Raw genomic sequence first — 13,709 nt, forward strand, 5'->3', positions numbered from 1 at the left:
CCCAACCCAAAGTTCTCAGGCTGTTCGGGTTGGAGCGATGATCCGCGATGTTGGAGCTTCAATTCTTCCGATAACTTGATACGGGCCTGCGTTTTTCGCCAGGCATGTGCAGGTCTGCGCGCACAGGAAAACTGGCGTTGTTATAGCTGTGAAGGTGTGGCGGCAGGGGAGCGATCCCAAATTCCTTGCCGAACTCCTCCGGCGTCATGATGCGCGTGTTCAATGATTTGAACGGTTCGTGATCCTTCCATCGCTCAACTGATCGTCGCAGTTTGAAATCCATCGTGAGAAAACAGAACATCTCATGTGTTTCGGCCGTCCTGATGTGCCAAGCGTCGAGACTTTGTTTCTGCCCAAGGCGCTTTACCAAGGCCTTGAACAGAGGGTCGTCGGAAGAGTTCACTCGTTGAAGTTGTTGCTCCTCGTGTGAGGGGCCCTTGAAGATTGAAGGAGCCATGACGAAACCGCCGTAGAGCCTATCGATGCAGTCGAGCTTCACGTCGCCGAAGATACTGTAGTCCGAAAAGCCATAGCCAGTGAACCGTCCACTTGGTTGCCGATAGGTCTCGTGTTGGAGTTCGGCGGATGTACACATCTTAAGATGTCCGCTTTTGGCGAGGTCGGCGATGCCCGAGAGATAGGTGACGTTGCGATAGAGTTCGGAATCATTTTCCGCCGAATAGACCGGCACTCGGGCAGCATACCCTGTATCGATCTCATGTGGTCCCCACATCTTGGATCCGGTCGAAATCCATGCGGTCTCGTGAGTAATAGCATTCCCCAAGACCGTGTTATCGACCAAAATTTTTAGCGGATTTTCAGTTGATAAATGCTGACGCGCTTGAAGTGTTGAAGCTCGAACGAGCCACCACACTATCTTCGGCGCGTACTTGAACCGTAAGTGTTCCGGGAGATTTCGAAGTCGGTTGAAGAAACGACGCATCTGCTTTCCGGGGTGCCGGTCTCCTTGGGCGTGATCAAATTTCCGACATTAGATTTGGTAATTTTATGCTGGCATCGGAAATTAAATCGATGCCGATTTAAATTTGTCTATCGAATATTCCATAAAAGCTGATTTGCTGCGGCCAAAAGTGGTTGGGAGTTTTCCGCGACGACGCATAGCGCTTCTTTCAAAGCAATCTTCAGTATGCCGATCTCGTCGCACGGGTAAAGCTGGCTGGGCGGCGGCATGGTGTGAAATGGTGACGCTTCGACTTAGGGGCGGTCTTGGTTCTCAGAGATTTCACTGTCACCAAGGGGGTTCAAAACCGATACGCCACCGACAGGATAAACCTGTCCCCGCTGTCCGCGTGTCCGAACTCCCCCTGCACGTCCACGCGCCGCCCGACCTCGGCGTTGAGGCCGAAGACCAGGGCGTGGTCGTCGGTGTTCCTCACGCGAGCGTCGTAGCGGACGGCCAGGGCGTCGCCGTCGGGGAAGGCGTCGGGGAGGCTGGTGGAGCCGCGCACCTCGGTGTCCAGGTGGAAGTAGTTGACGCCCATATAGGGCTCCAGGGCGATGCGGTCGTCCAGGCTCAGGCGCGGGCCGGCGCGCAGGCCGAGGTTCGTGGACTTGATGTCGGAGCGGTCCTTGTCGGCGATGCTGATCGTCCGCGCGCCCGTCACGCTGACGAACCAATGCGGCGAGCCGTAGACCAGGGTCGCGCCCAGGGTGGTGGTGGTGTTGTCCAGGGCCGAGGTGAAGTGCAGGTGCTTGATCCCGCACGGGGCGGCCGGGCGGCAGATCGGCGGCGGCAAGAGGGCGTCGGCGTCGATGGCCACGTCGATGGCCAGGTCTCCCTCCACCTTTCCCAGGCTGGCGAAGAGGTTGAGGAACGGCAGCACCCAGACGTCGGCCTTGATCTGCACGCTGCGGGTGGCGCCGACATTGTCGAAGGTGACGGGGGCCACGGCGATCAGCGTGGCGTCCGCTGGCGGGGCCTGGCCCTTGCCCAGGCGCACCGACAGGTGGTCGCCGATTACCCCCTCCTGGTCGCTGACCACCACCACGCCGATCCCGTAGGGCAGGGGAAGGGGCGCGTCGCGCGCCCGGGCGGCGTCGGCCCAGAGCGGGAACATCTGTCGGGAGGGCGGGGCGGCGGCTTCTTGGGCCAGGACCGGGCCAGCCAGTGGCGTGGCCAGGACGAGCCCCAGCGCCAGGCGGCGGGCGAGGGCCCTCAGGGGGCGCGGAGGCGGCAACGGACGCACGCGCCATTGAAGGCGGCTTTCGGCGCGTCCTTGAATCCGGCCGATTCAGGAGGCCCGACGCGGATTCACCGTAGACGAAGGTCCGCCCCCGCGCGGACCCCGATACGGGCGCGCGTCAGTCCTCGAAATATCGCTTGGTGCGCCGACCCCGGCGGCCGACGCGGCGCATGCGCCGGTTCAGATGCGGCTCGACACTGGGCCAGGCCAGCATGCCCAGCAGAAAGACGACGAAGAAAACGCTGACGAACTGAATCACACGAACGGCTCCTGGCTTGCGAGCGCCCCCTCCCCATTGCCGTTTTGTCTTTATAGTTTTGTGTCGGCGTTCCGACCGTCGGAGAACGCCTGGGCTAAAATAGGGCTCCTTCACCATAAGCGATATCGTCTCAGGCGAATTTTTCGCATCCGATGTCGGATTGCGGGGTTCCTCGGCGTCCTTGCTCCGACGAGGCGCCCGATCCCATGCTCTATGCCATTCTTTGCTACAGTCTGGAGGACGTGGTCGGCGCCTGGACCCCGGAGCAGGACGCCGCCGTGATGGCCCGACTCGGGGTCGTGGAGCGGGATCTGGCGGAGGACGGCCGGCTGGGAGCCGTGGCCCGCCTGCTGCCGACGACCGCCGCCGTCACCCTGCGCAAGGGCCGGGAAGCCGTCGTCATCGACGGTCCGTTCGCCGAGACCAAGGAGCAACTGCTGGGGTTCTATGTGGTCGAGTGCGAGGGGCTGGAGGCGGCGATCGCGGTGGCGCGCGAGCTGGCCGTGGCCAATCCCGACCGCGGCGCCTATGAAATCCGCCCCGTCGACGTCTATCGTCCCGGCCAGCTGGCGCCGGGGATTGCCGGGCGAAGCGTCGCGAGGGTGCGGGCATGAACCAGATCGCCGACATGGACGCCGCCTGGATCGACGCGGCCCTCACCGCCGCCCGGCCCCAGGCGGTGGCGGCCCTGCTGCGCTATTTCCGCGACCTGGACACCGCCGAGGAGGCCTTCCAGGACGCCTGCCTGCGGGCCTTGAAAGCTTGGCCCAAGAACGGTCCGCCGCGCGATCCCACCGCCTGGCTGATCCTGGTGGGCCGCAACGCGGCGCTCGACGGGGTGCGCAAGCAGAGCAAGTCGGCTCCCCTGCCGCCCGAGGACCTGATCTCGGACCTGGAGGACGCCGAAGCCGCCCTGGTCGACCGGCTGGACGGCGAGCACTATCGCGACGACGTGCTGCGGCTGCTGTTCATCTGCTGCCATCCCGACCTGCCCGTCACCCAGCAGGTGGCCGTGGCCTTGCGGATCGTCTCGGGCCTGTCGGTGCGCCAGATCGCCCGCGCCTTCCTGGTCAGCGAGGCGGCGATGGAGCAGCGGATCACCCGCGCCAAGGCCCGGATCGGGGCCGGCGACACGCCCTTCGGCGCGCCGGACGCGCAGGAGCGGGCGCGGCGGCTGAACGCCGTGGCGGCCATGGTCTATCTGGTCTTCAACGAGGGCTATTCGGCCGGCGGGGCGGAGGCGGCGACGCGGGGCGCGCTGTGCGACGAGGCCATCCGCCTGTCGCGCCTGTTGCTGCGACTGTTCCAGGGCGAGCCGGAGGTGATGGGGCTGACGGCGCTGCTCCTGCTGCAGCACGCCCGCGCCCCGGCCCGGTTCGACGCCGACGGGGCGGTGGTGCTGCTGGAGGACCAGGACCGGTCCCTGTGGAACGGCCGGCTGATCGCCGAGGGCCTGGCCCTGATCGACAAGGCCGTGCGCCATCGCCGGCCGGGGCCCTATCTGGTCCAGGCCGCCATCGCCGCCGAGCACGGCCGGGCCGCGCGCGCCGACGAGACGAACTGGACGCGGATCGACCTGCTGTATGGCGACCTGGAGCAGTTGGCGCCGTCGCCGGTGGTCAGCCTCAACCGCGCCGTGGCGGTGTCCAAGACCGCCGGGCCGGAGGCGGCTCTGGCGATGATCGAGCCGCTGGCGGGCAAGCTGTCGGGCTACTTCTACTTCTTCGGCCTGAAGGGCGGGCTGCTGTTCCAGCTGGGACGGCGGGACGAGGCGCGCACCGCCTTCGACCAGGCCATCGCCCTGGCCAACACCCCGGCCGAAGCCGCCCACATCCGCCTGCATCTGGACCGGCTGATGCGGGAAGGCGCGGGCGGGTAGGGCCGCCACCCCATGCCCGTCATCCTCGGACTTGTTCCGAGGACCCGTGTTTCAGCCGAGAAGAAGGACGATCCAGGGAGCGGTGAGGTCGCGACCTCTCCCCAACCCACAAACCAGCGGACAGAGGGATCCTCGGAACAAGTCCGAGGATGACGATGAGAAAAGAGTTCGATCTTTTCTCAGGGCCATTGTCGGATCGCCGACCCCTGGCCCGTCCTAGCGACAACACCATCAAGGGAGACCGCCATGACCGACGCCCAACAGCAGATGCCGCCCCTGCCGCCCGTGTCCGGCGGCATCGCGCCCTATCTGAACCCGAGCAACGCCACCCAGGCCGCCGACTTCTACATCAAGGCCTTCGGGGCCGAAGACCTCTACCGCCTGCCGCCCGACGAACAGGGCCGGACCATGCACATCCACCTGAAGATCAACGGCAATTCGCTGATGCTGTGCGACGCCTATCCCGAGCACGGCCATGCGCTGGAAAAGCCCGGCGCGGTGACCCTGCACCTGCAGGTCGACGACGTGGACAAATGGTTCGAGCGCGCGGTGGCCGCCGGCTGCGAGGTGCTGCTGCCGGTGCAGCTGATGTTCTGGGGCGACCGCTACGGCCAGTTGAAGGACCCGTACGGCTTCTCGTGGTCGATCGCCACCACGCCGAAGGCCTGATCGCATGCTCAAGATCGTCGCCATCGTCCTGGTGGTCGCCGTCGTCGCCGTGCTCGGCTACGCGGCGACCCGGCCCAATACCTTCCGCGTCACCCGCTCGACCGTGATCAAGGCCCCGCCGGAGAAGATCTACGCCCTGATCGAGGACTTCCACGCCTGGCGGTCCTGGTCGCCCTACGAGGCGCTGAATCCGGACATGAGCCGCACCTACGGCGGTCCGGCCAAGGGACTGGGAGCCCACTACGCCTGGTCGGGGAACGGCAAGGCGGGGGCGGGGCGCATGGAGATCGTCGAGGCCCAGGCCCCGGCGCGGATCGGCATCGCCCTGGACTTCACCAAGCCGTTCGAGGCCCATCACAAGGCCGGCTTCGTCCTGACGCCCGAAGGCGACGCCACCCGCGTGACCTGGTCCATGGAAGGCGCCTCGCCCTTCATGTTCAAGGTGATGAGCCTGGTGCTGAACATGGACAAGATGATCGGCAAGGACTTCGAGACCGGCCTGGCCAGCCTGAAGGCCCAGGCGGAAGGGTAGGGCCGCCGCGCCTACCCCTCCGTCAGGATCAGCACCATCACCCCGTCCGCCGCCCCGTCGCGCAGGACGGGGGCCAGGGACAGCTCGACCACCCGCTCGTCGCCGGCCTTGACCAGCAGGCAGACGCTCATGCGGCTGGCCGGCCCGCCCTGCAGCACCTTTTCCAGGGCCTGGGTCAGGGGGCGGCGGTCGGAGGGGCGGACGATGTCGGTCAGCCGGCAGTCCAAGAGCTCGGCGGCGGTGAAGCCCGCCAGGCGCAGGAAGTCGTCGTCCATCTCGACCAGCACGCCGCGGATGTTCAGGCGGGCCACCGCCAGCTGGGGCAGGGCGGCCGTGGCCGCCCGCATGGCGCGGGCGTGGCGCAGGCGATTGCGCAGGTTGTGCTCTTCGGTGCGGTTGACGAACAGGGCCGCGACCCCGCCCGGATAGGGGAACACCCGCACACCGTAGCAGCGCCCGGGCTGGACCGTGGAATCGGCCTCGAACTCCACCGCCTCGCCCGTGCGCAGCACCCGCCGCATCTGCTCGGCGATCACCGCCTGGGTGGGCAGGGGGAACAGCTCGCTCCAGTTGGCCCCGACCAGCTGGTTGGCGCTGCGGGCGGTCAGGGCCTCGAACACCGGATTGACCTTGGTCACGCGCAAGGTGGGATCCAAGGCGATGAAGGCCTCGCTCGTGTGTTCGAGAAGCGCCTCGCGGCAGGTCTCGGCGGTCTGGTCCTGGACCGGGGCGCCGGTCTCGGGCCCCTCGCTCCAGTTGGCGTAGCGCTCGGCCGACAGCAGCACCACCCGGGGACGGCCGTGGTGGGTGATCATGACCGGGCCGGTCAGGGCGATGTCCTGCCACTGGCCGAAATTGCGACTGACTTCACCGGCCGTGACATGGGCGGTGGGCGGTGGGTTCCTCATAGGGCCTCTCCGTAAAATACGGAAAATCCGGGTTCTCCGAGTTGTCCACGATTGCGCCCCACCCCGGCGCCACCTGACCTTGTGAAACTACCAGCGCGTTGGTTGAGCGGCAATGAACGGCGCCACCTGCGGAGCGAGACAGTCGGTCGCCTTAAAATCCGTAAAATACGGATTTTCCGGATAAACTCCGTCGCATCCAAGGGTGAGCGATCTTGACCGTGCAACTTCCGCGTCGGGATCGCAGTCATGGCAAGTGTTCGGAACATATCTCGCAAGGCGAGCCGCCGGGACCTTCTCCGCTTCGGCCGTGACCGGTCGGGCGCGGCGGCGCTCGAGTTCGCCTTCCTGGCCCCGGTCCTGATCTTCGTGATGATGGGGATCACCAGCTACGGCGGCTATTTCTGGATGTCGCATTCGGTCCAGCAGCTGGCCAACGACGCGGCGCGGGCGGCCATTCCCGGCCTGAACGCCGCCGAGCGCGCCAGCCTGGCCCAGGCCGCCGTCACGGCCGGGGCCGGCGACTACGCCCAGCTGACGGCCAGCAAGGTCAAGACCCAGGTCGTCGACGCCAACGGCCGGCTGACGGTGAAGGTCACCTACAACGCCGCCGACTCCTTCGCCTATGCGATCCACGGCCTGACCCCCATGCCGTCGGACCAGATCCAGCGCCAGGCCTCCGTGCAACTGGGGGGCTACTGAGGGTTCCATGCGTAGCTTCAGTGGCGTGAGGGCGTCGGGCCCACGTACGCTTTTTCCCGCTTTTGGCCGCGACCGGCGCGGCGCGATCTCGGTGATCACCGGGCTATCGATGACCCTGGTGCTGGCCATGGCCGCCCTGGGCGTCGACACCGGCTCGGTGTTCCTGCAGAGCCGCCGCCTGCAAGGCGTGGCGGATCTGGCCGCCATGCAGGCCGCCAACGACATCGGCCGCGCCCAGGCCGCCGCCGACGCGACGGTGGCGGCCAACGCCACGGGCTGGCGCAAGCCGCTGAAGACCACCGTCACCCTGGGCCGCTACGACAACGAGTCGGCCACCCCCGTCTCCAAGCGGTTCCAGCCGGCCAGCGTCGATCCCGACGCGGTGCGGGTGACGCTGGACGGCGAGGCCGATCTCTTCTTCGGCGCGGCCCTGCTGGGGCGTCAGACCTTCCCGATCCGCCGCCAGGCCACGGCCGAGCGGGCGGACCTGGCCAGCTTCTCCATCGGCTCGCGCCTGCTCAGCCTGCAGGGCGGCATCGCCAACGCCCTGCTCAGCGGCCTGACCGGCAGCCAGGTCAACCTGTCGGTGATGGACTACAACGCCCTGATCGCCTCTGACGTCTCGCTGCTGGACTATCTGGACGCGGTGGCCCTGCGCCTGAACCTGAAGGCGGCGACCTATGACGACATCCTCAAGGCCAACCTGACCACGGGCCAGGCCCTGCAGGCCCTGGCCGACGCCCTGGCCAAGGCCGGCGACAGCCAGGCCGCGGCGGCGACCCGCAGCATCGCCCTGTCGGCCGGCAACGGGACCAAGGCCCATCTGGACGCCCTGGTCTCGCTGGGTCCCTATGGCGACCAGGACCACGTGTCCGGCGGTTCGCGGGCCAAGGTGGCGGTCGACGCCATGGATCTGGCCCGGGCCATCCTCCAGGCCGGCCAGGGCGACCGGCAGATCAAGCTGGACCTGGGCGCCAGCGTGCCGGGCCTGGCCGACACCGACGTCTGGCTGGCCATCGGCGAACCGATGAACGACGCGCCCTACATGACCGTCACCCAGGACAAGTCGGTGATCGTGCGCACGGCCCAGACCCGGCTCTATGTCGACACCAGGCTGCTGGGCTCGGGCCTGCTGGGCGGCCTGGCCCAGATCCGCCTGCCGGTGCTGGTCGAGCTGGCCTCGGGCGAGGCGCGGCTCAAGGCCATCGACTGCGGGAAGAAGACCACCACCCTGGAGGTCAAGCCCAGCGTCGGCTCGCTGAAGATCGGCGACATCGACATCGACGACCTGGACGCCTTCAAGCAGCCCCTGGCAGTGGACCGGGTCGATATCGTCAAGTCGCCGCTGTTCAAGGTGTCGGGCAAGTCCGACGTCTCGATCGGGGGGCTGTCGTGGCAGTCGGTGTCGTTCAGCGAGGCCGACGTGAAGGCCCGCACGATCAAGACGGTCAAGACCAACGACACCCTGACGGCGACCCTGACCACCCTGCTGACGGATCTGGACCTGGACGTCGATTTCCTCAACGCCATCCATCTGGGCCTGGGCGACACGGCGATCCTGGCGGCGCTGAAGCCGATCCTGATGGCCGCGGCGATCCCGCTGGACGGGGTGATCAATTCCCTGACCGACCTTCTGGGCCTGGGCGTCGGCGAGGCCGACGTGCGGGTCAACGGCCTGCGCTGCGGCGTGGCGGCCCTGGTGGCCTGATGTTTTCATTGGTGGAGTAAGACGATGAGCGCCCTCGACTGGCCCGGCCTGGAATCGCTGGAGTTCGACGCCCCGCAGCGGGCGTTCGGACGCAAGGGCGACGCGCCGGCCCAGCTGTCCGACAACGCCCTGCTGCACGCGCCGCCGCCGGTCCTGGACGTGCGCGCCCGGGTGCACGCCCTCTGCGCGCTCTACAGCCACGCCCGCACGCCGGCCAAGCGCCTGGCCGTGCTGGAGCAGCTGGAGGACATGACGCTGGAAACCGCCCACCTGCTGGCCGTCGACCTGCTGCGCAACGGCTGGCGGCCGGACTAGGGGATCGGCATCCAGCCGCTTTTAATGTCGTCATTCCCGCCCTTGTGGCGGGAACCCCTGGTTCAGCTTGCAAGTGAAGCGCCTTGGCGCGCCAGCGCGCCACCCTCCCGCACCTGCGGCGGATAGAGGGGTTCCCGCCACAAGGGCGGGAATGACGGTGAAATTGAGAGATCCGGATCAAGCCCCCTCAGCAGTCCAGGAACTTCACCTCCGACGCCGAATGGCGCAGGTCGCTGGGCGAGAACAGGCTGGACAGGCCCAGCAGGGCCGGGCGACCGGGCATGACGAACACCGGCACCTCGGCCAGATAGGCGCTCATCCGGCCCTTGGCGCGATAGCGGCGGACGAAGGCCTCGCGGTCCAGCAGGTCGCCGATCGCCTCCAGCAGCGGACTGTTGAGGAACACCCCGCCCCGCGCCGCGAACAGCAGGGCCATGTCGCCGGAAAAGCCGCCCAGCAGGCCGCTGAAGATCGAAATGGCCTCGCGCGCCTGGGCGTCGCCGGCCCGCGCGCGCTCTATGATAACGTTGTCATTTTCGGACACGCAAATAGGGTCCCCGTCGTTCACCAGCGCGCAATGGATGTCGCTCAGGCCCTCCTTGGACAGCAGGCGCTCGGCGGCGGTGTCGCCGTGGCGGGCGCGGACGGCCGAGAAGATCGTCGCCTCGCGGGCCTCGACCGGGCAGAAGTCCATGTGGCCGCCCTCGCTGGGCACGGACAGCCAGCCGTCGCCGCGCAGCGGGGCCAGGCCCGCCACGCCCAGGCCGATGTCGGGGCCCAGCACCGCGATGGCGCCGTTGCGGGCGGCCTTGCCGGGGTGGATCACGCCCAGCTCCGCCTCGGCCACCTTGGGCGCGCCCATGGCGCAGGCGGTGAAGTCGTTGACCAGATAGACCCGGGGCGTGCGCAGCACGCTGCGCAGCCAGGCCTGGGAGACGCTCATGCCGGTGCTGGTCAGCACCACCGCGCCGTCGATCTCGGGACCGGCCGCGCAGACTGCCGCCCCGACCAGCTCTCCGGGTCCCAGCTCGGCCAGCATCGACCGCAGGCCCGCCTCCAGCTCCAGAGAGGAGGCGCAGGGCAGGACGCGGTGCTCGCCGGGACAGTCGCCGGGGCGCGCCAGGGCGACGATCAGCTCGCGCCCGGTCACATCGGCCAACAGCGCCACGCCGTGGGTCATCGGATCGTCCCTTTGTTTCCTCGAAGGCCGATCTTCGCCGGCCTGCCGTCATCATAGCGGCAAGCGGGTTACCGGTGAAATAACCGCGTTCCGCCAGACGCTCCTGGGCCGAACGGCCCGCTCAGGAAGGGATTTGCGTGGACAACCCCGCGGGGCGGCATGGTCATCTGTAAATAAACCCTTCCGCTGCACCCCCGATTAACGTCGCCGCGCGTTGGTAAGGCTATGTCGAAGTTTGGCTCCGGCGGGATCGCCGACCGGCGAGCCGGTCCCCGCGTACCGATGCAACATGCCGGCAAGGTGCTGTGCGGCGCCTTCGCGTGGGACTGCGTGATCCGGGACCAGTCCGCGACGGGCCTGCGCATCCAGATGTTGTCGGGCGCCGCGCCGCCAGGCAGCATCCAGGTGGTCGACCTGGTCACCGGCTTCGCCCACGACGTGAAAGTGGCCTGGCAGAAGGAGCGCGAGTTGGGCCTGAAGCTGGTGAGCAGCCACGACCTGCGGGGCCTGGCGCCGGCCTCGCTCCAGACCGCCAAGCGCATGTGGCAGGCCAGCCAGGGACGGCTGCAGGTGGGGTGACGATCCCTCTCCCCTTGCGGGAGAGGGGGCCCCACGAAGTGGGGTCGGGTGAGGGGTCTTTCAGACCTTTCCGGACAGGGCTATCGACCCCTCATCCGACCTGCTTCGCAGGCCACCTTCTCCCGCAAGGGGAGAAGGAAGAGGCCTGCTCCCTAAGACAGCCGGTCCCGGAACTCGCTGTAGTCGAACTGGCGCACCAGGTTCAGCGCGTCGCTGTCGCTGTTCCACAGGGCGATAGAGGGCAGGGGCACGCCGTTGAAGGTGTTGGTCTTGACCATCGAATAGTGCGCCTGGTCCAGGAAGGCGATGCGCGTTCCCGGCGTCGGGACGGCGGCGAAGCCGTAGTCGCCGATGATGTCGCCGGCCAGGCACGAGGGGCCGCCCAGCCGCATCGAGACGCCGTCTTCAGCCTCGTTCAACATCGCGGGCCGGTAGGGCGCCTCGATGACGTCGGGCATGTGGCAGGTGGCCGAGATGTCGGTGATGGCCACGTGCAGGCCGTTGTCGAAGGTGTCGAGGATCTCGCCCACCAGGATGCCGGCGTCCAGCGCGATGGCCTCGCCCGGCTCGATATAGACCTGCACGCCGTGGCGCTGACGGATGTCGGAGAGCAGTCCCACCAGGCCGTCGATATCGTAGTCGGCGCGGGTGACGTGGTGACCGCCGCCCAGGTTCAGCCACTTCAGCTTGGGCAGCAGGCCTTCAAGCTTCGGCTCCAGCGAGGCCCAGATGCGCTGCAGCGGCTCGAAACCCTGTTCGCACAGGGCGTGGACGTGCAGGCCGTCGACGCCTTCCAGATGCTCGGGCTTCAGCTGCGAGACCGGAAAGCCCAGGCGCGAGCCCAACTGGCAGGGGTCGTACTTGGCGACCTCGGCCTCGCTGTGCTCGGGGTTGAGGCGCAGGCCGATGTCGAACGTCTCGCCGGCCGCCCGCGCCGCTTCGATCACGTCGGCGAACCGGGCGATCTGGGCGGGCGCGTTGAAGATCACCGTGTCCGACAGCTTGAGGATCTCGGGCAGGTCCTCGCGCTTGTAGGCCGGCGAATAGGTGGTCAGATGGCCGTGATAGTGCTCGCGGGCCAGCCGTGCTTCCCACAGGCCCGAGGCGCACGTGCCGTCCAGGTGCTTGCCGACCAGGTCGCCCAGCGACCACATCGAGAAGGCCTTCAGCGCCAGCAGCACCTTGGCGCCGGCCCGCCGGCCGACGTCCGCCAGGGTGGCGAGGTTTCGCGTCACCGCGACCTCGTCCACCACGAAGCAGGGCGAGGGGACGCGGTTCAGGTCGAACCGCGCGAAGGCTCCGGGATCGCCGGCCTGGGTCTGCATGGCCATGGGCGGTCAGAAGTCCAGCGGGGCGTCCAGGTCCTGGATCTTCCAGGGCAGGCCGTGCTTGTTCAGCATGTCCATGAACGGATCGGGATCCAGCTGCTCCATGTTGAACACGCCCGCGCCCTTCCACTGGCCGGTCAGCATCAGGGCCGCGCCGATCATGGCCGGGACGCCCGTGGTGTAGCTGACCGCCTGGTTGTTGGTCTCGGCGTAGGCTTCCTCGTGGTCGCACACGTTATTGATGTAGACCGTGCGCGCCTTGCCGTCCTTTTCGCCGGTGGCGATGGTGCCGATGTTGGTCTTGCCCTTGGTGAGCGGACCCAGCGAGGCCGGCTCGGGCAGCAGGGCCTTCAGGAACTCGATCGGGATGATCTCGCGGCCCTGGAACGTCATCGGCTCGATCGACAGCATGCCGATGTTGCCCAGCACGTCCAGGTGCTTGAGGTAGCTGTCGCCGAAGGTCATCCAGAAGCGGATGCGCTTGATCTCCGGGTAGAACTTGGCCAGCGACTCCAGCTCCTCATGGTACATGAGGTACATGTTCTTCGGGCCGACCTGGTCGAAGTCGAAGACCTGCTTGTGGCTCAGCGCCGGGCCCTCGACCCACTGGCCGTTCTCCCAGTGCCGCGACGGGGCGGTCACTTCGCGCAGGTTGATCTCGGGATTGAAGTTGGTGGCGAACGGCAGGCCGGTATCGCCGCCGTTGCAGTCCAGGATGTCGAGCGTCTCGATCGAATCCAGCAGGTGCTTCTTGGTGTAGGTGGCGAACACCGAGGTCACGCCCGGGTCGAAGCCGCTGCCTAGCAGCGCCATCAGGCCGGCGTCCTTGAAGCGGTCCTGATAGGCCCACTGCCACTTGTATTCGAACTTGGCCTCGTCGCGCGGCTCGTAGTTGGCGGTGTCGAGGTAGTTCACGCCGGCGGCCAGGCAGGCGTCCATGATCGCCAGGTCCTGGTAGGGCAGGGCGAGGTTCACCACCAGGGCCGGCTTGACGGCCTGGATCAGGGCGGTGGTGGCGGCCACGTCGTCGGCGTCGATCGCCGCGGTCTCGACGGTCACGCCGGTCTTCGCCTTCACCGAGGCGGCCACCGCGTCGCACTTGGACTTGGTGCGGCTGGCCAGGGTGATGTGCGAGAAGATGTCCGTGTTCATCGCCATCTTGTGGACGGCGACCGAACCGACGCCGCCCGCGCCGATAACCAAAACCCTGCTCATCTTGGCCTCTCCTGACGCCTTCTAACGTGTGGCAGCGCGGCTGCCGGAATGGGGGGCGGGGGTCATATCACAAGGACGCTCGGCTCGCGAACCACCCACGACCATCGGATGGGGTGCTTTCAAGCAGTCGTTTGCCGCCGCGTCTACCTCGGCGGGGTCATATCGACCCCGGATCGCCTCGGAGACGGGTACGGAACGCGCCAGACCCGGAGTCGGACCGGGTCCCAAAACGCG

15 protein-coding genes are annotated in these 13,709 nt (G+C 67.3%); 8 read left to right on the plus strand and 7 right to left on the minus strand.

The window, feature by feature from the left end; all coding sequences use genetic code 11:
• Nucleotides 1-58: 58 nt before the first annotated feature.
• The 3 genes from AC07OA_RS21510 to AC07OA_RS21520 all read right to left on the minus strand — a co-directional run bounded on the left by AC07OA_RS21510 (nt 59) and on the right by AC07OA_RS21520 (nt 2,463).
• Entirely contained in the window at nt 59-943 is an 885-nt protein-coding gene (locus tag AC07OA_RS21510; protein ID WP_494665868.1) for a hypothetical protein, read from the minus strand.
• Nucleotides 944-1,262: 319 nt separating this feature from the next.
• Nucleotides 1,263-2,078, minus strand: coding sequence for a putative outer membrane beta-barrel protein (locus tag AC07OA_RS21515; RefSeq protein ID WP_494665869.1), 816 nt, complete (start codon nt 2,076-2,078; stop codon nt 1,263-1,265).
• Between the two features lie 244 nt (nt 2,079-2,322).
• A complete protein-coding gene (locus AC07OA_RS21520) occupies nt 2,323-2,463 on the minus strand; it encodes a hypothetical protein (RefSeq protein WP_494665870.1) in 141 nt (46 codons plus the stop codon).
• A 206-nt stretch (nt 2,464-2,669) separates the two neighbouring features.
• Between AC07OA_RS21520 and AC07OA_RS21525 the strand changes: the two genes are divergently transcribed.
• The 4 genes from AC07OA_RS21525 (at nt 2,670) to AC07OA_RS21540 (ending at nt 5,543) form a co-directional block, all read left to right on the plus strand.
• On the plus strand, nt 2,670-3,077 hold the full coding sequence (locus AC07OA_RS21525) for a YciI family protein (RefSeq protein WP_494665871.1): 408 nt from the start codon (nt 2,670-2,672) through the stop codon (nt 3,075-3,077).
• The gene (locus tag AC07OA_RS21530) at nt 3,074-4,342 is read left to right on the plus strand and encodes an RNA polymerase sigma factor (RefSeq protein WP_494665872.1); all 1,269 of its coding nucleotides are present in this window, start codon (nt 3,074-3,076) and stop codon (nt 4,340-4,342) included. The genes AC07OA_RS21525 and AC07OA_RS21530 overlap by 4 nt, the downstream gene beginning before the upstream one ends.
• Before the next feature lie 246 nt (nt 4,343-4,588).
• A complete protein-coding gene (locus AC07OA_RS21535; RefSeq protein ID WP_494665873.1) occupies nt 4,589-5,011 on the plus strand; it encodes a VOC family protein in 423 nt (140 codons plus the stop codon).
• Between the two features lie 4 nt (nt 5,012-5,015).
• Nucleotides 5,016-5,543 carry an SRPBCC family protein gene (locus AC07OA_RS21540; RefSeq protein WP_494665874.1) on the plus strand — a complete coding sequence of 176 codons (528 nt, stop codon included), beginning with the start codon at nt 5,016-5,018 and terminating at the stop codon, nt 5,541-5,543.
• Nucleotides 5,544-5,554: 11 nt separating this feature from the next.
• Here the strand turns inward: AC07OA_RS21540 and AC07OA_RS21545 are convergent, their stop codons facing one another.
• Entirely contained in the window at nt 5,555-6,451 is an 897-nt protein-coding gene (locus AC07OA_RS21545; RefSeq protein WP_494665875.1) for a type II toxin-antitoxin system prevent-host-death family antitoxin, read from the minus strand.
• A gap of 246 nt (nt 6,452-6,697) precedes the next feature.
• Between AC07OA_RS21545 and AC07OA_RS21550 the strand changes: the two genes are divergently transcribed.
• Genes AC07OA_RS21550 through AC07OA_RS21560 form a run of 3 tightly spaced genes read left to right on the plus strand, consistent with a single transcriptional unit; the run spans nt 6,698 to nt 9,173 of the window.
• The gene (locus AC07OA_RS21550; RefSeq protein WP_494665876.1) at nt 6,698-7,150 is read left to right on the plus strand and encodes a TadE/TadG family type IV pilus assembly protein; all 453 of its coding nucleotides are present in this window, start codon (nt 6,698-6,700) and stop codon (nt 7,148-7,150) included.
• 7 nt (nt 7,151-7,157) lie between these two features.
• Nucleotides 7,158-8,858 carry a TadG family pilus assembly protein gene (locus AC07OA_RS21555; RefSeq protein WP_494665877.1) on the plus strand — a complete coding sequence of 567 codons (1,701 nt, stop codon included), beginning with the start codon at nt 7,158-7,160 and terminating at the stop codon, nt 8,856-8,858.
• A gap of 24 nt (nt 8,859-8,882) precedes the next feature.
• A complete protein-coding gene (locus AC07OA_RS21560) occupies nt 8,883-9,173 on the plus strand; it encodes a hypothetical protein (protein WP_494665878.1) in 291 nt (96 codons plus the stop codon).
• Between the two features lie 187 nt (nt 9,174-9,360).
• Here the strand turns inward: AC07OA_RS21560 and AC07OA_RS21565 are convergent, their stop codons facing one another.
• Nucleotides 9,361-10,353, minus strand: coding sequence for a glucokinase (locus AC07OA_RS21565; protein WP_494665879.1), 993 nt, complete (start codon nt 10,351-10,353; stop codon nt 9,361-9,363).
• A 225-nt stretch (nt 10,354-10,578) separates the two neighbouring features.
• Here AC07OA_RS21565 and AC07OA_RS21570 point away from each other — a divergent pair, with 225 nt between their 5' ends.
• The gene (locus AC07OA_RS21570) at nt 10,579-10,932 is read left to right on the plus strand and encodes a PilZ domain-containing protein (protein ID WP_494665880.1); all 354 of its coding nucleotides are present in this window, start codon (nt 10,579-10,581) and stop codon (nt 10,930-10,932) included.
• Nucleotides 10,933-11,084: 152 nt separating this feature from the next.
• On the opposite strand, the gene AC07OA_RS21575 is transcribed toward AC07OA_RS21570, so the two are convergent.
• Both AC07OA_RS21575 and AC07OA_RS21580 read right to left on the minus strand, forming a co-directional pair.
• Nucleotides 11,085-12,263, minus strand: coding sequence for a carboxynorspermidine decarboxylase (locus AC07OA_RS21575; RefSeq protein ID WP_494665881.1), 1,179 nt, complete (start codon nt 12,261-12,263; stop codon nt 11,085-11,087).
• 6 nt (nt 12,264-12,269) lie between these two features.
• Entirely contained in the window at nt 12,270-13,475 is a 1,206-nt protein-coding gene (locus AC07OA_RS21580) for a saccharopine dehydrogenase family protein (protein ID WP_494665882.1), read from the minus strand.
• Nucleotides 13,476-13,709 lie beyond the last annotated feature (234 nt).

The sequence above is a fragment of the Caulobacter sp. GW821-FHT09B08 genome, from assembly GCF_059418225.1.